The sequence below is a fragment of the Halobacillus litoralis genome (assembly GCF_009856445.1).
Lineage (GTDB): Bacteria > Bacillota > Bacilli > Bacillales > Halobacillaceae > Halobacillus > Halobacillus litoralis.
This window is the reverse complement of the sequence record NZ_WMFA01000002.1, coordinates 271,740-293,115: the sequence shown is the minus strand read 5'-3', so window position 1 is coordinate 293,115 and position 21,376 is coordinate 271,740. Positions and strand designations below refer to the sequence as shown.

General features: G+C 44.4%; 24 protein-coding genes. 8 read left to right on the top strand and 16 right to left on the bottom strand.

What is annotated here, in order from left to right; translation table 11 throughout:
* The first annotated feature begins 211 nt into the window (after positions 1-211).
* Positions 212-610, top strand: a complete 399-nt coding sequence (locus GLW00_RS06710) for a cupin domain-containing protein (protein WP_160912445.1) — start codon at positions 212-214, stop codon at positions 608-610.
* 142 nt (positions 611-752) lie between these two features.
* Positions 753-1,331, top strand: coding sequence for a DapH/DapD/GlmU-related protein (locus GLW00_RS06705; protein WP_160912443.1), 579 nt, complete (start codon positions 753-755; stop codon positions 1,329-1,331).
* Between the two features lie 214 nt (positions 1,332-1,545).
* Here the strand turns inward: GLW00_RS06705 and GLW00_RS06700 are convergent, their stop codons facing one another.
* The 4 genes from GLW00_RS06700 to GLW00_RS06685 all read right to left on the bottom strand — a co-directional run bounded on the left by GLW00_RS06700 (position 1,546) and on the right by GLW00_RS06685 (position 5,247).
* Entirely contained in the window at positions 1,546-2,409 is an 864-nt protein-coding gene (locus tag GLW00_RS06700) for an aldo/keto reductase (RefSeq protein ID WP_237417458.1), read from the bottom strand.
* Positions 2,410-2,751: 342 nt separating this feature from the next.
* Entirely contained in the window at positions 2,752-3,633 is an 882-nt protein-coding gene (locus GLW00_RS06695; protein WP_160912442.1) for an NAD(P)-dependent oxidoreductase, read from the bottom strand.
* Positions 3,634-3,717: 84 nt separating this feature from the next.
* Entirely contained in the window at positions 3,718-3,903 is a 186-nt protein-coding gene (locus GLW00_RS06690; protein WP_160912440.1) for a hypothetical protein, read from the bottom strand.
* 255 nt (positions 3,904-4,158) lie between these two features.
* Complete coding sequence (locus tag GLW00_RS06685; protein WP_160912438.1) at positions 4,159-5,247, bottom strand: NAD(P)-binding protein; 1,089 nt, start codon at positions 5,245-5,247, stop codon at positions 4,159-4,161.
* A gap of 208 nt (positions 5,248-5,455) precedes the next feature.
* Here GLW00_RS06685 and GLW00_RS06680 point away from each other — a divergent pair, with 208 nt between their 5' ends.
* The 4 genes from GLW00_RS06680 to GLW00_RS06665 all read left to right on the top strand — a co-directional run bounded on the left by GLW00_RS06680 (position 5,456) and on the right by GLW00_RS06665 (position 9,292).
* Positions 5,456-6,133, top strand: coding sequence for a response regulator transcription factor (locus GLW00_RS06680; RefSeq protein ID WP_160913762.1), 678 nt, complete (start codon positions 5,456-5,458; stop codon positions 6,131-6,133).
* Complete coding sequence (locus tag GLW00_RS06675) at positions 6,130-7,497, top strand: sensor histidine kinase (RefSeq protein ID WP_160912436.1); 1,368 nt, start codon at positions 6,130-6,132, stop codon at positions 7,495-7,497. The genes GLW00_RS06680 and GLW00_RS06675 overlap by 4 nt, the downstream gene beginning before the upstream one ends.
* A gap of 87 nt (positions 7,498-7,584) precedes the next feature.
* Positions 7,585-8,613, top strand: a complete 1,029-nt coding sequence (locus GLW00_RS06670; protein WP_160912434.1) for an ABC transporter permease — start codon at positions 7,585-7,587, stop codon at positions 8,611-8,613.
* Between the two features lies 1 nt (position 8,614).
* Positions 8,615-9,292: an ABC transporter ATP-binding protein gene (locus GLW00_RS06665; protein WP_160912432.1), complete on the top strand. Its 678-nt coding sequence runs from the start codon at positions 8,615-8,617 to the stop codon at positions 9,290-9,292.
* Between the two features lie 76 nt (positions 9,293-9,368).
* Here GLW00_RS06665 and GLW00_RS06660 read toward each other — a convergent pair whose 3' ends face one another.
* From GLW00_RS06660 to GLW00_RS06645, 4 genes are all read right to left on the bottom strand, one after another.
* The gene (locus GLW00_RS06660) at positions 9,369-9,788 is read right to left on the bottom strand and encodes a hypothetical protein (RefSeq protein ID WP_160912431.1); all 420 of its coding nucleotides are present in this window, start codon (positions 9,786-9,788) and stop codon (positions 9,369-9,371) included.
* A 5-nt stretch (positions 9,789-9,793) separates the two neighbouring features.
* Positions 9,794-10,333: a LytTR family DNA-binding domain-containing protein gene (locus tag GLW00_RS06655; protein ID WP_160912429.1), complete on the bottom strand. Its 540-nt coding sequence runs from the start codon at positions 10,331-10,333 to the stop codon at positions 9,794-9,796.
* Between the two features lie 13 nt (positions 10,334-10,346).
* Positions 10,347-11,798 carry a nitrilase-related carbon-nitrogen hydrolase gene (locus GLW00_RS06650; RefSeq protein WP_160912427.1) on the bottom strand — a complete coding sequence of 484 codons (1,452 nt, stop codon included), beginning with the start codon at positions 11,796-11,798 and terminating at the stop codon, positions 10,347-10,349.
* 225 nt (positions 11,799-12,023) lie between these two features.
* Positions 12,024-13,106 (bottom strand): mechanosensitive ion channel family protein, encoded by a 1,083-nt coding sequence (locus GLW00_RS06645; protein ID WP_160912425.1) that lies wholly within the window; start codon positions 13,104-13,106, stop codon positions 12,024-12,026.
* Positions 13,107-13,436: 330 nt separating this feature from the next.
* On the opposite strand from GLW00_RS06645, the gene GLW00_RS06640 reads away from it, so the two are divergent.
* Positions 13,437-14,540: a diguanylate cyclase gene (locus tag GLW00_RS06640; RefSeq protein WP_160912423.1), complete on the top strand. Its 1,104-nt coding sequence runs from the start codon at positions 13,437-13,439 to the stop codon at positions 14,538-14,540.
* Positions 14,541-14,723: 183 nt separating this feature from the next.
* Here the strand turns inward: GLW00_RS06640 and GLW00_RS06635 are convergent, their stop codons facing one another.
* The 8 genes from GLW00_RS06635 to GLW00_RS06600 form a co-directional block, all read right to left on the bottom strand.
* On the bottom strand, positions 14,724-15,167 hold the full coding sequence (locus tag GLW00_RS06635; protein ID WP_160912421.1) for a GNAT family N-acetyltransferase: 444 nt from the start codon (positions 15,165-15,167) through the stop codon (positions 14,724-14,726).
* A gap of 63 nt (positions 15,168-15,230) precedes the next feature.
* The gene (locus GLW00_RS06630; protein ID WP_160912419.1) at positions 15,231-15,410 is read right to left on the bottom strand and encodes a hypothetical protein; all 180 of its coding nucleotides are present in this window, start codon (positions 15,408-15,410) and stop codon (positions 15,231-15,233) included.
* A gap of 274 nt (positions 15,411-15,684) precedes the next feature.
* Positions 15,685-16,122: a cell wall hydrolase gene (locus GLW00_RS06625; protein WP_160912417.1), complete on the bottom strand. Its 438-nt coding sequence runs from the start codon at positions 16,120-16,122 to the stop codon at positions 15,685-15,687.
* A 253-nt stretch (positions 16,123-16,375) separates the two neighbouring features.
* On the bottom strand, positions 16,376-16,780 hold the full coding sequence (locus GLW00_RS06620) for a hypothetical protein (RefSeq protein WP_160912416.1): 405 nt from the start codon (positions 16,778-16,780) through the stop codon (positions 16,376-16,378).
* 18 nt (positions 16,781-16,798) lie between these two features.
* A complete protein-coding gene (locus tag GLW00_RS06615; RefSeq protein WP_160912414.1) occupies positions 16,799-17,632 on the bottom strand; it encodes a DUF817 domain-containing protein in 834 nt (277 codons plus the stop codon).
* A 10-nt stretch (positions 17,633-17,642) separates the two neighbouring features.
* Positions 17,643-17,855, bottom strand: coding sequence for a helix-turn-helix domain-containing protein (locus GLW00_RS06610; RefSeq protein WP_160912412.1), 213 nt, complete (start codon positions 17,853-17,855; stop codon positions 17,643-17,645).
* Between the two features lie 10 nt (positions 17,856-17,865).
* Positions 17,866-18,348, bottom strand: a complete 483-nt coding sequence (locus tag GLW00_RS06605; RefSeq protein WP_160912410.1) for a DUF2975 domain-containing protein — start codon at positions 18,346-18,348, stop codon at positions 17,866-17,868.
* A gap of 650 nt (positions 18,349-18,998) precedes the next feature.
* Positions 18,999-20,165: a lactate 2-monooxygenase gene (locus GLW00_RS06600; RefSeq protein WP_160912408.1), complete on the bottom strand. Its 1,167-nt coding sequence runs from the start codon at positions 20,163-20,165 to the stop codon at positions 18,999-19,001.
* A 266-nt stretch (positions 20,166-20,431) separates the two neighbouring features.
* On the opposite strand from GLW00_RS06600, the gene GLW00_RS06595 reads away from it, so the two are divergent.
* On the top strand, positions 20,432-21,274 hold the full coding sequence (locus GLW00_RS06595; RefSeq protein ID WP_160912406.1) for an aldo/keto reductase: 843 nt from the start codon (positions 20,432-20,434) through the stop codon (positions 21,272-21,274).
* Positions 21,275-21,376: the final 102 nt, after the last annotated feature.

The window sequence follows — 21,376 nt, the reverse complement described above, 5'->3', positions numbered from 1 at the left end:
TATTGTCTTTTTCACTTACAGGACAACTTTATAAAAATGTTCCTGCAACCGTTCTTTTTGTTTTCTACCTATACATTACTACTTAGAGTTAACTTTAAGTCAAGGTTACGGCCGAATGTTCCTTTTACATTTTATCCCTTGCCTTAAAGTGTACACGAAGGTCTATACTTTTCCTTGAAAACTTGATTAAAAGAATTGGGAGGTTAAGAACATGGCAAATGAAGAGTTGCGGAACAGCACGATCTTTCCACTGGGACAGAAAGTCGAATCAGATAACTTCATCGGTGACGCTTACTTGCAGATGGTGTTTACAGATGAGAAGCCACTCAATACAGCTATAGGAAATGTAACCTTTGCTCCGAGAGCCCGTAATAGTTGGCACTCGCATACAGTGGGGCAAGTCTTATTGGTTACAGGCGGGCAAGGCTGGTACCAGGAAGAAGGAAAACCGGCCCAGTTCCTCGAAACCGGCGATGTGGTGAATATTCCTGCCCACGTAAAACACTGGCACGGGGCGACAAACGAAAGCTGGTTTGTCCACTTAGCCATGACACCAGGAGAAACCGAGTGGATGGAACCTGTCGATGACGAGTGGTACGACCATTTGTAAAAGCAAATAAAAAACGGAAAAAGTCAATCTTATCATGTAGAGGTTGGCTTTTTTCTCGTCAGCTGTAACCAGTTGCCTTAGAGTCCACTCCAAGGGGTAAAATGGGAGTAATGATCTTATTAATGAAAGAAGGAGGACTCCTATGGACATCAACGGATTTTTAGACCATTTGAATAAAGGCAGGACTGTAGAAGGTGGATCAGAGGTCCATCAAGTCATGCACCAAGTCTCACAGGAAGCATTGAAAGTAACTGCTGAGCTGAACGGGAAGTATCATCCTCCTGAAAAAGTTCGGGAGCTATTTTCCGAGTTGATTGGAAAACCCGTCGACAGCAGTTTCGCCATGTTCCCTCCCTTTTCCAGCGATTGTGGCAAAAACATCGAAGTGGGGAAGAATGTCTTCATCAATTCCGGCTGCCGCTTTCAAGACCAAGGAGGGATTATCATAGGAGATGGAGTGCTTGTGGGACATAATGTCGTATTGGCTACGCTGAATCATGACGTCCATCCTGAGAAGCGCAGCACGCTCCACCCCGCTCCTATTAAAATCGGAAATAATGTCTGGATCGGTGCAAATGTTACCGTGCTCCAGGATGTGACCATTGGTGATGGAGCCATCATCGCTGCAGGCTCCGTCGTTACGAAAGATGTTCCATCGAACGTTATGGTCGGAGGAGTCCCTGCGAAGGAACTGAAAAAAATTGATACTTCTCAGGAGTAAAAAATAGAAATCGGTCTCCTGAAGCGATGGGAAGCTATCTAACGAATTTATGAAAGCGTACAAGTGAAATAGTTTAGAAGACAGGTGCTGATGCGCCTGTCTTTTTTTAAAGAAACTGGCAGGATTATATTCAAATAAAAAGAGACCGATTTCTCGGCCTCTTTTTGCTGTTCCAAAATCGATGTTATTTAGTGAAACTTTCAGATTTAGACTATTACAACTTCCCACCGAATACAGGCATGACACTCGCCTCACCGTAATCTTTGATGGTTTCGATATTTTTCAGGAAATCCATGTCCTCATCAGAAATGGTGAAATCTACATCTGCATTATTCTTCATATGTTCCGGATTTGCTGTTTTAGGAAGTGGAAGAAGTCCAAGCTGCAAGACATACCGAATGCTTAATTGAGGTACAGAAACTCCGTATTTTTCTGCAAGGTCTACCACTTTTTCATTTTTTAACAATTCTCCGTGAGCGATCGGTGAATAAGCTTCCACGAGAATGTCTTGCTCCTGCGTATATTGAATCAATTCGAACGGTGTATTGCTAATATGAGCGAGGATCTGATTGACCATCGGTTTGACGATACAAGCACTAAGAATGTTTTCAACATCTTCTTTTTGGAAGTTCGATAAACCGATCGCACGTATTTTCCCTGCTTGGTACGCTTCTTCAAGAGCTTTCCATGCTTCACGGTTTCCTTCAAAGTAACGATCTTCACCTCCGAAGTCCTTCCATGGTTGTGGACTGTGAATGATCATCATATCCACATAATCCAGTCCCATCGTCTCCAAGGATTGATCAATGGCTGAAACGGCTTCGTCATATGATTTGACTTCCGCAGCCAGTTTTGTCGTAATGAACAAGTCTTCCCTGTCCACACCACAAGTGCGAATGCCTTCTCCGACACCACTTTCATTCTGATACGCCTGAGCTGTATCAATATGACGATAACCGATTTCCACAGCATCCACCACAGCCTTTGCGACATCGTCATTGTCAATCATCCATGTTCCAAGACCTAATTTAGGAATCTCGATTCCATTTGATAACTTATACGTTTCCTTCAACATCATAAGAACATCTCCTTTTTTTAGTTCGTGTTGACCGGCACGCAACCTCTGTGCCAAAAAATCAAAGACATTCAAGTCAAATGTGATTGATTTACGTGAAGTATATTGCCTAGAGTTAACTCTAGGTCAAGAATAAACCCTTGAAATCATTTATGTTTATGTTAAAGAATAAAACGCCCAATTCTTATGATCCCGCTCTTTAACGAGTGAGGTCAGGCTGGATAAATTCAAGGAAATCCTAAATAATCATCCCTGTCGTTTATCTACTTGGAAACCAGGACCTCTTTCAATCGTACCCATATGAAAAGAGTCCTTGGAAGTATAAATCTCCTCAAGGACTCTTTTCTATGAGACTGGCATCATTTGATAGTACTTATACAACGCCTGCGTCCCATCATTATCTCCACCTGCTTCACTCAGTTCTTCATACAACTGCTTCGCAAGTTTCAATCCAGGAACAGGAATCTGCATGGTCTCCGCAGAATCAATGGCGATCTTCATATCTTTGATAAAGTGCTTCACATAAAATCCCGGATCAAAGTTACCGTCAATCATCCTCGGACCGAGATTGGATAACGACCAACTTCCAGCTGCACCGAACTCAATGCTGCTCAACACCTTCTTCGGATCGAGACCGGCTTTTTCTGCATATGTAATAGCTTCACAGACACCTAGCATCCCGGATGCAATCGCGATTTGGTTGCTCATTTTCGTATGCTGCCCTGCTCCCGCTTCGCCTTGGAGGACGATATTTTCACCCATCGCTTGAAAGACGGGCAGGACTTCGTCAAAATAGTCCTGTTTCCCACCGACCATGATCGTGAGCTTCCCGTTTCTTGCGCCAACGTCCCCGCCGGATACAGGAGCATCATACGCATGAATACCAGCCTTTTCAGCTTTTTCAGCAATCTCCTGTGCCAAATCAGGAGAGGATGTTGTCATATCGATCACATACGATCCCGGCTTCGCATTCTCTAAGATTCCATCTCCGCCGAGATAAACTTCCTCTACATCTGAAGGGTATCCAACAATGGTAATGATGAGATCAGAGTGCTCAGATAGGCCAGCCACACTTTCCTTCCAGTTTGCTCCTTCTGCTACCAGGTCGTCCGCCTTTCCTTTCGTACGTGTAAACACATTCAGATCATATCCAGCCTTCATCAAGTTGCGTGCCATGCTTTTCCCCATCACACCTGCACCGATGAAACCAATGGTTTGTTTAGTCATCTGCCTCTTCCCTTCTTAAAACGAGTTGTCTCAAGTATAGCAACTTCAGCACTCTAAAGAGAAGGGAAATGCCAAACCCTGACACTAGATGGAAGAGTGTTTGTCCTTCTTATGCCGCCACAACATGAAGACGAACTGACTGATGAAAATACCAAAAAAAATTCCTATAAACGATGGCCAGTCAACGTTAAATTCATTGAGCATATACGTAACCATCACACCTAATAGTCCAGCAATGACCGAATAGAGGAGAAACTTCCACTTTTCCAAAATGATATCCCCCTTTTTAAACGCCCATAGTTGCCCCAGGCACCTTTGGACATCTATTACCTGAATCTTGCATACCCAAACTCTCCCAAATAAAAAGGCCGATTCCCCTTGGTTATATGGAGAACCGCCCTCTTATTTCGTTATCCTCTTCTTACATGAAATAGCCATTTGGAAAATCGATGATCCTTCCCTGCTTTGTTAAGGAATGGTCAAGTCAGGAAGCCTCCAGGATCAACCTTCGCATAGATCTATCATTCATTTCGATATAAAAGGCTTCAGCAAGTGGCTCAGTCCTTTCAAGACACCCATGTTCGGGCGAGTCACAATCTTCCTTATCAATGGATTATGAAGAGACTTCGTCACTAAATCCAGCTGATGATTGCTCAATCTTTCAATCCCTCTGCGGAGGACAAGGGAATCTTCATAATCGTTGAAGAGCGGTTTACATAATTTTTCATAATCCCCATGACCGCAAATATCCTGCGCTGCGTAAATACCAGTCAGAATGGACCCTGTCTGACCAAAACCCAGGAAAGGAGTAATAGCTCCGAAACAGTTGCCGACAAAGAACGTGTTTCCGATTCTTGGATAGTGGCATTTTCCTACGATATAATCGTTGATCGTAAATTCATTCTCCACCACCAATTCCTGCTCAAGGGCGTGGGAGGCTTCCTTCACCATGGTTTCCCAGAACTCACTTCTTTTCTGCAGCCACTCGTCTTTATATTGTGGGAAGACAATGACAAGAGTCGCTTGAGTTTCGGAATGCGGGATCAAATAGCCCATACCTTGGGGAGCAAAATCGTTATTGAACCACGTATGTACCTCATTCCGGACAAACTCACCTTTGACGACAGCACCGGCAAAAGCTGAAGGCAGTGCGATGTCAAAGGGCTGGATCTGCTGTGTATCCTGTGGATCCCCCGTGGCTACGACCACGTGGGTATATTCTTTGGAGATGTTTTCATAATTTGCGTGGCTGTCATAATGGATGGTGCTATGCACCAGCTGTTGAGCCAGTTGTTTCTCGTAAGAGTCCTCATACCTGCCTCTCATATTCACAAAACCGATATTTCCTTCAACATAGGAAGATTCGTTCTCAGAATGAACAAAGATCTTCTGTACATTGCTGGCCGGCTTGAAGTGGATATCATAGGTTTCAGAAAAGAATTTCACCGAATCATTGATGGGTCCATGAAGAATAGGCGTCATTAATTCTGCAATATCGTAACCTAAACCTATTTCGTTTCGTTGCTCAAAAATATCAGCCGAATGGCCGTGTTTCTCCAATGCCACGGCACACGAAAGGCCGGCAAGTCCTGCTCCGATGATCGCTATTTTCACAACGTTCCCACCTTTTTTTTCCTAGTGTTCCTAAACCCTGCTGATTTATGTATATCCTGTCTTTACAGGGCCGCCGATACATTCTTTCTCTATGCCACATAATACAACTATAGAGTCCTCCCTAATCCAAGATATAATAAGGCTGTTGTTAATCTTCTGTTCACTTTTACGATGTAACATAGAAAGTGGTGGAGAAAGGATGAATGTGATGACCTCAATTTTAATCATCGATGACGATCCTCACATCGTAAATCTTGTAGGGGTGACTCTAAGGGAAGCTGGCTTCCATACATATAAAGCCGGAAATGGTTTAGAGGCCTTGGAACTGCTGGAAGAATCGGCGATTGATTTAGCTATTGTGGATGTGATGATGCCCAAAATGGATGGGTACACGCTTACAAAAAAAATAAGGGATACGTACGATATTCCGGTCATTTTACTCACAGCGAAAGGTGAACTCTATGATAAAGAGCAGGGCTACACGGCTGGAACGGACGATTATATCGTCAAACCTTTTGAACCAAAGGAATTAATTTTCCGGGTTCAGGCCGTCTTACGGAGATATGATAAACCGAGCAATTATGTCATTCAATTACAGGACGTGAAGATTGATCAACGAAACTATGAAGTACAGATCGGTAAACAGCACTTGCTTATGCCTTTGAAAGAATTTGAATTATTAGCCCTATTAGCCTCCCGCCCGAACCAGGTCTTCAATCGTGACGCCTTGATTGAGAATATATGGGGACTGGATTTTGAAGGGGATGAGAGAACGTTAAACGTTCACATTAAGAGAATCCGTGAACGTCTCGGCAGACTCACCTCTACGATTCGAATTGTTACGGTCCGTGGTGTCGGATATAAATTAGAGGTGACTTTCTCATGAAGTCCTTGTATTCCAAATTTCTGGTGACCACGTTATTCATCATGTTACTCAGTTCGATTATCGGTTTTTTTATGGCCAATGCCTACTATCAAAATAACCTGAAACCGGAAAACGACTCAAAAAACATGGAAATCGCCAGCAGAATCGCTGAATACGCAGAAACACAGGAGAACCTTGATCAATATCTCGAGCATACTGCTTCTATAGGATATCAACTTTTTGTCGTCGATCAGCAAGGAGAAAGACGTTCTTTTGGTGGATCTTTTGATGAAAAAAATCTATCATCAGCGACGATCGAGAATGTCCTTAGTGGGCAGGTTTATCATGGGATGAGAGATTTCCCCAAGAAAACTTTTGTGACCGGTTTTTTTGCGAATGAGCTGAAAAATTCTGTAGGTGTGCCATTGACTCACAACAGCACTACGTATGCTCTATTCCTGCGGCCGAACATCAAGCTTTTGTTTAATGAAATACACATTCTCATGGGGTGGATGGGTTTGGCTGTTTTCCTACTCAGTTTAGTCGCTGTACTCATTTGGGCGGCGATGATCATACGCCCTGTTCGGAAGTTATCTCATGCTACGAATAAAGTGGGAGAAGATGGATTTGACGTCCGTCTAGACATCCACAGGAAGGATGAAATTGGACGTCTGGCTCAAAATTTCAAGCATATGATTTCAAGGCTGGGAGAGTTAGACAAGCTGAGAAGAACATTCGTCTCCAACGTATCGCATGATATTCAGACGCCTTTATTGAATATCCAGGGATACAGCCGTTTATTAGAAAGCCACACGCTTTCTGAGGAAGATCGAAAAACGTACTTAAAAGTGATTCAGGAGGAAGCAAAGAGGATGTCGACTTTATCCAAGCAGCTGTTAACCTTATCATCACTCGAACCAAACGGTCATGATTTTCCTGAAAAACCCGTGGATGTCACCGGCCAATTGAGAAATCTCCTTCATAAGTACTTTTGGCTGATCGATGAAAACCAACTGTCATTGACCTACTCTCTTGATGAGGTGTGGGTGAAAGGAAATCCGGAACTCCTTCATGCTGTTTGGGAAAACCTGTTGACCAATGCGGTTAAATATAATAAACCGGGCGGGAATATTGACATCGTGGTGAAGAAGTCAGGCGATCAAATCGAAGTCACTTTTACAGATACAGGGATAGGTTTAAGACCCGGAGAGAAAGAACAAATCTTTGACCGCTTTTACCGTGCCGACTCAGCCAGAAGCAAACAAGGAACAGGCTTAGGATTATCCATCGTGAAGGAAGTGATCGACCTCCATGGAGGAAGCATTTCAGTAAATAGCCGCTTGGAAGAAGGAACCACATTTAAAATTCTTCTTCCCCCTATGTAATGGATCATTAACCTTTTGTTCACTTCCCTGATTTAAAGTAATCAGGGAAGTGAACAAAAGGTTTTTTTAGAAAGGATGGAAGGATCCATGTATATGGCTTGGAAAGAAATGAAAAAGAATAAAGTGAAGTTTTTAATTGTAGGCTCCATCGTTTCCCTCATCAGTATGTTGACGTTCATCATTTCCGGTTTGGCGGATGGACTATCACAGGACAACGTATCCTTGATAAAAAATATACCGGAAGGAACGTTTTATATGTCCGGGGATTCTAATGATTCCTACACCCAGTCTCATATAGACGATCAGAAACTGGAGGACTTTAAAACAGAAGATGAGCATTCCTTCGCTTTTTCACTGCAAATGGGGGCTCTGAAAACACAGTCCGACAATCAACAGAGTGTCGCTTTCCTGACAGCTACAGAAACGCCGCTCCTTAATACTGTGAAAAGTGGAGAAGTCATCCTCGACCGCTCATTAAAAGACGAAGGCATAAAGATTGGTGACCGACTGTCCAGTCCACAGTCTGAGGAAACGTTTGAAGTCGTCGACTTTATCGATCACCAGAAGTTCAACCATTCCCCTGTGGCATTGATCCATTCAAAGGATTTTAACCGCATGTTCAGAACAAAAGAATATCAGCTGATCTATAGTGAAGAGACAACAGAAAACATGGGAGGATTACAGGCATTCTCAAAAAGTGAATTCTTGTCGACGATCCCCAGTTATCAAGCGGAGCAAATGACTTTGAATATGATTGTCTGGTTTCTCGTTGTGATCAGCGGCCTGTTATTTTCCATCTTCTTTTATATGATGAATGTCCAAAAAATAGCTATGTATGGCATACTCAAAGCTCTAGGCATTCGTACAGCTGATTTGTTCCAGATGATCTGGAGTCAAATGGCCCTGATCACCATGACTTCACTACTTGTTGCTGCTTTGATAAGCCAGGTTTTTCAAGTTTTCGCTCCTGATACGATTCCCTATCACTTATCGGTCTCAACCACTGTTCAACTATCCGTTGTATTTTTCGTGGTGGGATTCTTAGGATCTACCTTATCAGGATTACAGATTAAACAAATTGAACCTTTACAAGCCATTCAACAAGGGGAGGCCTGACATGAGTCGATTACAATTAGAGCAGGTAAGAAAGTCATTTAAAAATGGTGACACAGAAGAAGAGGTATTAAAAGGCGTGGATGTGACACTCGAAGAAGGAGAAGTCACTGCTTTAATAGGGGCTTCAGGTTCTGGAAAAAGTACACTCTTGACCATCGCTGCCGGTCTGCAACGACTTTCTGAAGGCCGGGTGTTATTTAATAATCAAAATCTAGCCGAATGGAAGGCAGAACAAGTGAGAAAAATTAGAGCTCAGCATTTCGGATTCGTATTCCAAAGCTCCCACCTTGTCCCTTTCCTAACGGTTGAAGAACAACTTTCGATCATGATGGACATCGCTGACCGTCGTGGCATCAAACAGGAAAAACAAAAACAGATCAAGAAAATCCTGGATGAAGTAGGGATGTCCCACCGACGAACTGCCTACCCCTCTTCCCTCTCCGGTGGAGAAAAACAAAGGGTAGCAGTGGCACGTGCCATCATCCATGAACCTTCCATCCTTTTCGCGGATGAACCGACGGCCAGCTTGGATTCAAACAGGTCAAGAGAAACGATGGCGTTGATTCAACAGGTCACTAAAACTCAGAATATGGCGACACTAATTGTGACTCATGATGAACAAATGTTGAATTACACGGATCGTATTGTGAAAATGAGTGACGGGAAAATCGTTTCTTGAAAGGAAGAAGAGGTCGGAGTGTTTTACTCTGACCTCTTTTCTTACGCTTTATCTTATATCAAGAAGCCCACGGCTATTACGCGTTCCTGTTTTTCGATTGCTTCCAATGCAAGTATTGATTGTATTTATGGATTCTCTTATTTACATAATGAATAAGCGGGAAGGATAACAGTAAAATGAGGGCTGCATAAACATAAAAAGCTCCCTCAGAAACAATGGATAATCCTCCAAACATCACGTTGCCAATTAGATATACGAATAAAATCAAAACCGATGAAACCGTATACTTCACACGTAACGTATAACGACTGTTCACTAAGATCTTAAAATGAATGAAGAACGTGATGGAGCAGGAGACTACAGCGATCAACACGCTCATTGCATAACTAAACATCTGTGAAAATAAGGGCTGTCCGGTCACAAGAAGCAAGGATGCGCGGATCATCACACCGACACATACCGATAGAATCAGAGCTTCCAAAAAATATTTACGCAATTTCCTCACCTCATTCCTAAAAACGCTTTAAAAGACTTGACGTAACTCTTGGAAACTTCCACTTCTTTTTTTGACCCTGCAAACGTTAATAAAAGTCTTCGGTTGAACCATGGAATGACTTTCGTCACCGCATTGATTTGCACAATAAAAGACCGGCTCACTCTGACAAACTGGTCGCCGGGCAGGCGGTTTTCCAGTTGAAACAACCGCTCTTTCAGATGATAGGTTTCCTCAGAGGTATGACAGAGAACGACGGCATCCAGTGCTTCAAAATATAAAATATCTTCATGGGGTAGAATGTAATACGCATCATTCAACATCCCTGTCACCTTAGATGTCACAGATTTGCCCACATAATGATGTAGTAAATCCACCAGCCCATCAAGGTTGTCAGGATGAAAAACGATGCAGGGGAGCAATCCCTGGTGCAGCCCCTCTTGTACAAGATACACATCGGCACTGGCGTATAACTCAACCCCGAGCTCCTGAACTTTTGCAGCAACGTCCTCCCGGATCCTATCCTCACAAACTAATCCTATTTTCATGACTACTCCTTTATCAATGGCGTCTTTTTTTAACGATAAACACTAGCAGACCTATAAACACAACGAGAACCATTCCACCAAAATACTTCCCTGCAAACGCATAAAACGTGTGCGTTCCCTGGACAGGCATATGGCCACGCATCACCCAGTGATCGGTAGTAAAATGATTCATTTTCGCCAATGTCTGCCCTGTATAATCGGTCATCATGGACATACCGTTAACCGTTTGGGTAACGGTATTCGCTCCATTTTCAATGCCGCGGAAATTCCCCACAATCGTATGATAGGGTGATATTTCTTCCCAGTCTGCCGAAGGGATGAATAAATGGTCAATGTCTTTTTCCCCCACCTGATTGACTACGGAAGGGAAGTCTTTATCCCAGCAAATGATGCCCGTTAACCGACCATAAGGCGTATCAACAGCCTGGATCTCCTTCCCTTTCGTTACCGTCTGTTCAATAAAATTGCCGCCATATTTATAGTGCTCTAATACAATCTCTCCGTTCGGATCGATGACGTACAAGACATTTTCATTCTTTTTGGCGTCCTCTGTAAACACATAAGGAACGGTAATCATGTACACCTCATTTTCTTCCGCCATACGCTGCAAACGACTCAAGTAGGAGGAGCGCTGAGATTCATCCATCACGGCGGTTCCTTCTGAATGGTGAATGATTTTCGCACCCGCTTCTGCTTCCTGCATGGTCCGCTCCATTAAGGTTTCGATATGCTTTTCTGTTTTCTCGGTAAAATCCTCCAAATCCTCATTTCGCAAATTAAAGATCTCCAGGACCTCTTCATTGTTACGATCCAACGTATGAATGCCTGAAACGAGAACCGTTTGATGATCCACTGATCCGTTGACTCTCAAACTCCCCCAGACTATGGTAAGTAAAAGAACCATGACTGTTGCCAGGGCGACTCCCTTTCTGTGTACTTTCGGCCGATCAAGCGTCAGCCAATACACGATGGCAGCGACCCACGTAAGGACGAATGTGAGCCCCGTCACCCCGATGATTGAGGCTACTTGCGCCATTGGCAGGAAATGGGCCTGCGAATACCCAAGGACGCCAAACGTACCAAACGGGTTCAAATACACATTCGTATAGTCTAAAAGGGTATAGGAGCTAGGGAAAATCAATGTGACCAGAAAGGATCGGGTCACCCGGTAACACAGTTTCTGCAAAACGAAGGGCAGCGCATATAAAGCCCCCGCCACCGCAGGGATAAAACCGAATAGAGGAATATCCAATTCCGGAAGCATACGGTTAAAACTCAACTGATTCCCCAGAGCCATGATGAGCGTAAGAAGAATCCACGCCCAACGGCCCCTCAAGTCCTTTACGGCAACCATGAAAACGAACGGAAACACCCAGGCAGCTATGGCAATCAGATATTTCCCGTTACTTAACATCATAAGTACTGTCCCTAATAATAATAAACTAAAAATGTACCTTTTCTTCAATTATATTCCCTCCTTTTCACTGATACTCTTATTCTAGGAGCTCAGCGCGGCAGAGGAATCTGTTTATGAATAGAAGGGACAAAAAGCACGGTCAAAGGTACAAATAGTAAAGTGAAAAGGGCAGACTCCTGCACGATTCGTAACTGCTTGGAAAATTCCTTTTATACACCCACGAAAAAAGGCATAAGCCTTCAACGAAGGCTTATGCCTAGACTCAACTAACTCTCAAGAGTCCTCTTCCTGACCTTTCAGTAAAGATGGAGGAGCAGATTTAATGTGCAGATCTCTTTGAGGGAAAGGAATTTCAATCCCGTTTTCATTCAGCTGCTCATAAATGGAGAAGTTCAGCTCACTTTTCATCCGGATCACTTCTTTCGGATCGGATATCCATAGAAACAGTTCAAAGTCCAATGACGAGTCACCGAACCCTTTAAAATTCACGAAAGGCGCTGGTGATTCAAGGACGAAGGCGTGCTCCTGCCTTGCCAATTCGGCAACCACAAGCAGGATCCTTTTCACCTTCTGCACATCACTTCCATAGGCCACCCCGATGGGAATCGTCAAACGAAGCCTCGGATCCGCAAACGAACGATTCACTACTTTTTCCTCTAAAAAATAAGAATTCGGGATGATGATGTGTTCATTCTCCAGCGTACGGACGACTGTCGCACGCATGCTGATTTTTTCAACATCCCCGATGACATCGTCAATAAGCACCCTGTCTCCAACTTTTATCGGTCGTTCAAAAAGGAGAATCAAACCGGATATAAAGTTTGAGGCGATGTTCTGCATACCGAAACCGATCCCCACACCTAAGACGCCGGCAAAAACGGTAAGAGCACTAAGATCGATACCGACCGTCGTCAAACTGACCAATACAGCGACGACCATAATGACATAATGGACGATCCGCTCCATCGTGAACTGGATGCCCTTATCCAAATGATGACGCTCAAAGAAAAACGGCAGCAGATGTTCATTCAGAACCTTTGACAGCCTGTAGGCAAAAGTGATGATCAGCACGGCTATTATGATTAAGAACAGTGTAATCTCTACCTGACCGATGGTGAATAGCGGATACAGGAGCCAGGCAGAATCAGAGAAATAGAAAATCACGAATAAAAGCAGGCCATTGAACACCACCCAATTAATCAAAGAGAAGGCGGCTCGCTGAATACTTCCCTTATCCCGGAAGACCCGGTTGATCAAGAAGCTCAACCCCAAGCGGCTCAAGAATAAAAACAATAGGAAGCCCAGCACGATCAGTATATCTGACCAGGGCCAGTCATTTACCTGGAAGATTGACATAAGTATTCACTCCATAAAAGTCTATAATCCTGTTATTCCCTCTTAGAATATATTAAACAAAAGAGAAAAAACTCCTCCCCTTCCACGCATCGGCGATAAAACTACACCAGCCTTATTTTCAAACGATCGTAAAAATTCAAAGGACAGGCACAGCAATTTTGAGTTTACTATTTTCTTCATTTATAAGAAAAGTATATAATACTACACAGACTATACCAACGATTGCCCCTCCCCTACTCTCGTACAGCAATGGTTCATGAGACAAGACGAGTGACCGGAGCGGGAACCGACCTCACGTACGAGGAATTTTTACATAAATAGGTGATACCCATGATTTTAAAAGAACTGATTTCCAACGTAGCCCTATTAATTGCCTCCTTATTCGTTTATTCACAGTCCACACATGCCATGCCTTTGAGCCGTTCTTCTACGATGAAGACGAAAATCTTCTCAGGTATTCTTGCAGGTATTTTAGCGAATGTCCTGATGCAGTACAGCATGCACTTTGATACGACCATTGTGGATCTTAGGCACATCCCTGTCATTTTGGTGGCGTACTATGGCGGGCCGGTTCCTGCTCTTGCCTCCATGTTTCTCGTCATTATCGGCCGGTTCTTTATCGGCTTCAATACATCATCGATGCTTGCGCTATTGCTCATCGTTTCAATTACACTTTTCACGTTGACTATAACTAAACTGAACATGTCCAAACGGAAGAAGATTTTCCTGACACTTACTTCATCAAACGTGATCTTCACCTTTATGATTGTTTACCTCTTAGAAAATCCAGGGACCTTGTCCTTCCTGATTCCGTCTTTTTGGATCATTTCGTACATGGCTGGTTTTATCTCTTTCTATGTGATCGAATTCGTCCGTAGAAGTCAAAACATGTTGAATAAATATAAAGCAGAAGCAGCGACAGACGGTTTGACTGGATTGAACAATGTGCGCAAGTTCGATGAATCTTTCAACAAGATCGCCTCACAAGCCATACATAATGAAGAAAAATTGTCGCTGTTGTATATCGATATTGACCATTTCAAAAAGGTCAACGACACCTATGGCCATAAAGAAGGGGATCAGGTGTTAATCGAACTAAGCCGGATTCTGAAAAATACCGTACGCTCCTTCGATATTGTGAGTCGAAATGGTGGAGAAGAATTCACCGTCATTCTATTGGATTGTCCGACAGATCGTGCCATGGAAATCAGTGAAAGGATCAGAGAAAGAGTGGAAAATCACCCCTTCCTGTTAACCACCGGACAGATGATTCACATTACCGTTTCCATCGGGCTCGCCTGCTACAATGAGACGACGATACAGCCGAAACTATTAATCAAAGAAGCGGATCACGCCCTTTATGACGCCAAGCAAACGGGCAGAAATAAAGTGTGCATCACCTCAGGCCGGGAATGGGTAAGTCATCGAGCGTAACGTTTCACAGTTGCGCTCTCTTCATGCACTTTTAAATGATGTGGACCTAGACCAAATAAAGACTTAAGTACCTGGGATGCCCTCATGGAAGTGACAGGAAAATTAGTGGGATTAAAACGATCTGAATTCAAAAAAAGCAAGCCTACCGCTGTTAGGTTTGCCCGCTTTGAGGATAAGAAAATCTTATAAGACCATTCCCATCTCGATATCACACTGTTTCTGCTCAATTTTCTTAAACCCGATTTTTTCATAAACACGAATCGCTGCTTTGTTTTGCTCATCCACCTCTAACCTTACCTCATTCATGTCCTCATCGTAGTGATGAATGCCAAAGGCTATGCCCTGCTTCACGTAGGTTGCCCCTAACCCTTTTCCAATCCAATCCGGCCTCAAGGCTAACCCGATTTCCATGAGGTTTCTGTTTATATTGAACTCAAACAATCCAACAACTTCCTCATCGACGAAGGCGGCATATCCCTCGCATCCACCAGGACCCTTTAACTGACCTGTGTGCTGAAATGACTCAAAATAAGGCTTCATTTCCACTTTTTCTACGAAGTTCTCATAATTCCATGAATCGATTTGTTTCACATCTTCTAGCTTGATCGGCCTGAACTTGAATTCCATTGAACCACTCCTTACTACAATTTCCATGGTTACGCTCTCGATTTGCAAAGGTCCTGTGCTGCTCTAATATCTCTTCCCTTGTCTTTTTGATAGGAACAGAAGGACGAGACTATAACCAAGACTGCCTCCAACAATGGTCAATAACAACTGTCCACTATCAAAACCGGAGTGGGTGAACATGTCGGTCACGACTAAACCAAAAAGCACGCCAATGAACAGCAGAACGGCTTTCTTCCAATTCATGCTTTCTACACCTCCTCTTTGCTCTTCCATGCTCCTTAAGACCAACCAAAATGGGGTCCTCCGCAAACGTTCAAATCTAGTGATCGTTCACTCTGAAAATGGATTCGATGCCTATGTATTGGCGGATTTTGTTACTTTTCTTTCCCCTGCCCATCATTTCTCCATTCCCATTATTTCAGACCCCTTCCTAGTACTCAAGGAGCATTTTAAAAGCGCAATCCTATGCAGGACTGCGCTTCATCTAGCCTTTCCATCCCTTGCCATCACTGGCTTCTTAAATGTAAACACTGGCACATGTTCCAGCTACAGGTTCATAATAGCAATGATTTTTATATCTGCCTGTGAACTGCTGTCCATACCATGTAGGAGGGCACGTGGCATTTGGATTGAAATACCATAACGCATACTTTGCTGGGTGCTGCCTCCAGAACCTTAAATTCTTTTCTGCTAATCTTTTTTCCGTAGATCTCGCCCGGTTATAAAAAAGATTTCCTTTCTGGACCGCTTCGAAAGAATAATTTCCTCCCTGGACTTGAAAGATGACATCCCGGATGTTTCTTACATCCGTAAAATCCAGGCAGTCCGCGGCTGCCCGATTCACAATGACATTGCCGACGTACAACATCCCCTGTTTTCCTTCACCCACAGCTTCTGCCCGCATCATCCGAGCCATCAGAGCAACATCTGAATCTGTATATTTCACTCTCACCATTTTTACTCACCCCAACATATTCTATGAAAAAAAGCTGGGTTCATGTCATGATTCAGCAATGGATGAGCGCTGGACTGCCTCGCTGAGTAAAGAAGCCAAGTTTTAGTCAGGAAGCGAAAAAGGCCCCCAACTTATAAAAGCCGGGGAACCTTTTATTACTACCATTTAAGTGTGGGAATCACTCCACCAGCTGCCACTTACCTGATCATCATTGATATTAAGGTGTTCAAGTTCCAACGTGTGGCAGGGTGGTTCACATCTGTGATATTCCATCCAAAAAGAGAGCAAAAATCAAGCTGACCAGCGTAAATCCGGCTAGAGGAATGGCGAATGCGGGATTATTCTTCATCTCTAATCCTGATAAAATCACACCCAAACCACAGAGAACGACCCATACCGGAAGGAAAAGCACGTCTGCCACTCTTGCAGGCAGCCAACCATAGAAGCCTGTTAACCATAAAACCCAATGGGTAAGCAGTAAGCTGCCAATCACCAAAGAACTCTTAAACGGCAAAGATCCTCTTCCTTGTTTTTTCACGATATGTAAGGGTACAAGCACCATCAGGAATCCCACCACTATAAAAAATCCAAGTAGTAATACAGATATCCCCATGTCATCACACTTCCTCTCTTCCCAAAAATGAAACGCCTCTGTCATGCCCATGCCTTCTATGACTCACAAATATAACTTTCCATAACGCTTCTGAACCTTTGGACGTCTCTCCTCACCACTGAAGCCGCGACTTTTTGCAGGGTGTTTCTTGACCCGTTTCAAAGTCGCTACAATGAGAAAACTCACAATAACTAATAACAGCCAAGAACTCACTTTCCCAAGATGAACGAGACTCCAGGCATCCGCCTGGTTCGGGTATTCCCATGCGCTGAAATAAGTGGCGATATTTTCTGCGACCCATATGAAAAAACCGATCAGCACAAACGAAAGCGCAAGGGGCATCCGGTAACGCGTACCATTCACCTCGTAGCGGACCCATGCTTTCCAAAAAACAAGAAGGACAAGGCCTGATAGCCACCATCTGATATCGATCCAATAATGGTGGGTGAAAAAATTCAAATAGATTGCTGAAGCCAGAGGAACGACAAGCCACGCTGAAGGCCAGCGTACCAACTCAACCTTGAGCCTTCTCCACGCCTGACAAAGATAACTTGCCACACTGGCATACATGAAGCCGCTATATAATGGGACCCCGAAAACTTTCGAGTAGCCTTCTTCCGGGTAAGACCAGGAGCCCATATGAACTTTGAATAGTTCGAGGGCAAGCCCAATCACGTGAAACAACGTAATCACTTTCAGTTCATCCCTTGTTTCAAGTCCGGAGCGCACCATCCACCACTGCATAAGAAGACAAATGATCAGCAGCCAGTCATACCTAGGCAGCAAAGGCATCGGAATCCATTGTGTAATCGCCAAAGAAGCAAAGATAACGACAGGGAACAAACAGGACCATGCTTGCTCCCAACCAAAGTGTAAGAGTTGTTTCACCGCTCTCATCTCATCCCTCCTAATCTTCGTCTTCCTGATATTCCAGAATGTCCCCCGGCTGACAGTCAAGCGCCTGACAGATCGCTTCCAAGGTAGAAAAACGCACCGCCTTCGCCTTGCCATTTTTCAAAATAGAGAGATTCGCCATCGTAATACCGACCTTTTCCGATAGCTCGGTCACGCTCATTTTCCTTTTCGCAAGCATCACATCAATATTGATAATAATCGCCATATGGATCACCTCAGACCGTAAGATCATTTTCAGATTTAATAGTAATGGCTTCTTTCAGAAGTCTTTGCAGGACAGCAGCAAAGACGGCGATGACGGCAGAAGCGAGGATGATGACCATCGCAATGACAATCAGACCAGGAGCGTCATCGAGTTCAGCGACCGTATAGATCACCGGCATGAGGACCACGTAAAGAACGCTGATGGTGACAGCACAAAATTTGATGACCCTCAGTGCGTTGACCGATAAGTCTGAGAACGCCTTATTGCTGTCAATATAATTCAGAAGCTTAAACGCTTGATACAGCGCAAAGTAAAAAGGGATGGCTGTCAAATACATATAAATGAAGACCACCGGTTCAATGATTGGAAAATCAGACAACAGCACGCCCGCATATTCCGCAAATTCAGGAACAAAAAAGATACACAACGCAAGAACTGGCAGCCCAATCAAAAAGACCGCCAGCTTCAAAAAGAGTGTAGATCCACGTTTCATAAAAAGCACCTCATCTCCTAATATCTTTTCTTATCATACAACTACATTTATTGTTTATCAATAAAAATATATCTTTTATAGATATTTTATTATTGATTTGGAGGCACATAACCTTTGACTGTTTCCATGAAAAAACGCAGACCTCCTGTAACTCAGAGATCTGCGCTATTTATTAGTGAATCCTGGGAGGGGCAACTCTTTGGCGCGACTCGCATCCCCTTTGGCGCGATTCACCACCCCTTTGGCGCGACTCACCACCCTTTGGCGCGACTCACCACCCTTTGGCGCGACTCGCCTTCCCTTTGGCGCGACTCACCTTCCCTTTGGCGCGACTCACCACCCTTTTGGGGCGACTCGCATCCCCTTTGGCGCGACTCGCATCCCCTTTGGCGCGACTCGCCTTCCCTTTGGTGCGACTCGCATCCCCTTTGGCGCGATTCACCACCCCTTTGGCGCGACTCGCCTTCCCTTTGGCGCGACTCGCATCCCCTTTGGCGCGACTCACCACCCCTTTGGCGCGACTCACCTTCCCTTTGGCGCGACTCACCACCCTTTTGGCGCGACTCACCACCCTTTGGCGCGACTCACCACCTCTTTGGCGCGACTTGCCTTCCCTTTGGCGCGAATCATCACCTGTCAGCATGCGCCGGTCATCTGTCCTCGAGCAGGACGGATCGATTCAATTCAGACACCGACGAACAGCCGCTTAAAGCCATAGTGATATCCGTGTCTGCCAGTAAATTTCTCAACACCTCATGCACCCCTTGTTCACCGGCTACCGCAAGGCCATACATGCAAGGCCGTCCTACCAGGACAGCTTCTGCTCCGAGAGATAATGCTTTAATCACGTCAGCTCCCCGGCGGATTCCTCCATCCATCAGCACAGGGAGCTCATTTCCTACCGCTTCAACAATAGGCGGAAGAGCCTTCAACGAGCTCATGGCTCCATCCACCTGCCGTCCACCATGATTGGATACGATGATTCCATCCACGCCGTATTCCAATGCTTGCTTAGCATCATCCGGATGAAGAACGCCCTTCAGCAGGATTGGTAAATCGGTATGCTCTCTTAGGAAAAGCAGGTGCTCCCAAGTCAATCCCGGGTTTCCGAATGTTTTTGTCCAATGCATCACGGCCTGTGTGGGGTCCTCTTCAGGAGGTGATGCGAGTCGAGACCGAAAGACAGGGTCGGTAAAGTAGTTTCCGACACCCTCGCCAATCAAAAAGGGCAGGTACACATTTTTCAAGTCTTTTTCCCGCCATGCCATCATAGGCGTGTCCAAGGTAACGACAATCGCATCATATCCTGCTGTTTCTGCCCGTCGCACAAAACTTGCCGTCACTTCTGGATCCTTATTCCAATACAATTGAAACCATTTAGGAGCGTCCCCCATCACTCCGGCTATTTCCTCCATCGTTTTTGTAGAGGCAGAACTTGCGATGTAAGGAATATTTAATGCTGCAGACGCTTTGGCTGAAGCTAATTCTCCCCCTTCATGAATAATCGACTGCACACCAATCGGCGCCTGCAGAAGGGGAGTCTCGTACTTTTTCCCGAATAATTCAATGCTTAAGTCACGATCCTCTACATTTTTAAGCACCCGCGGGACGATTTTCCACCGGGTAAAGCTGTGGTGATTATCTTTCATCGTCTCTTCACCACCTGCGCCTCCCGCTACATAATAGAAAGGACCATCCTCCAGAACTTCTCTCGCTTTCGCTTCCCAATCTTCATACGATACGGGAAGCCTATCAGGATCAGGCTGAGTCATAGTCCGATAAACTTCAAATTGAACTTGATTTCCGTAATTGGACATTCTTCTTCCTCCTCAACAATCTCGTTTCAACTCGTGTATTTCCCTATTATTCCCTTTTATCCTAACATAAATTGTAAGCGCTTTATAAAAGATGTTACACTCCCTTTTCATCCACTTCGCCGTAATTCATTCCTTTGCATCAAAAAAGTTCATTTCTCTTGTAAACGCTGACATTGGTTTACAGTTCTGCTGACAAGGTAAAAGAGTAGATGTTTAAACTAATTCCTTCCACTAATAGGAAAGAACCAAAAAGGAGTGCATGTAGAATGAATCAATCTATTCCTGAAATCCAACTGAACGATGGTCTCACCATTCCTGCCTTGGGATTTGGTACGTACCGCCTGAACGGAAACCGCGGTGCTTCAGCTATTCAAAGTGCCATAGACACAGGCTACCGCCTCATTGATACCGCTTATAACTATGAAAACGAAGCGACGGTAGGAGAAGGAATCCGCCGCAGTAACATTCCGAGAAATGAATTAAGAATCACATCCAAACTTCCTGGTCGCTACCATGAATATGACAAAGCCGTAACAGCCATCCAGGAATCTCTGTTCCGTGCCCAGCTGGACTATTATGATCTTTATTTAATCCATTGGCCGAATCCAAAAGAAGATAGGTATGTAGAAGCATGGCAGGCATTGATTGACGCCCAAAAATGGGGATTGATCCGCTCCATCGGTGTATGTAATTTTCTCCCTGAACACTTGGAGCGCCTCGAACGGGAGACAGGCATCATACCGAGCATGAATCAGGTGGAGCTCCATCCCTTTTTCAATCAGGAAGAACAAAGAGCCTACCACCAGGAAAAACAGATCCAAACACAGTCCTGGAGTCCGTTGGCGCGAGTCCAGAACATCCTCGACAATGAGACCATCCAATCCGTAGCGGAACGACATGGAAAAACGGTTTCCCAGGTTATTCTGCGCTGGCATTATCAACTCGGTTCTGTCGCTATCCCTAAGTCCTCTTCTCCTAAACGGCAGAAAGAGAATCGTTCTGTTTTCGACTTTTCACTAAATGAAGAGGAAATGGAGCGCATCAATCAATTGACTCGACCGGATGGCAGAATGAATGATCAGGATCCTGCCACTTACCAGGAATTTTAAATAAGCTCAATCGATTACTCTCCACCCTTAAACCTTAATAAAGAGAAGCAGCACTATACCCACGTGCTGCTTCTCTTTATTGTCCAACGAATCTCTTTCCCA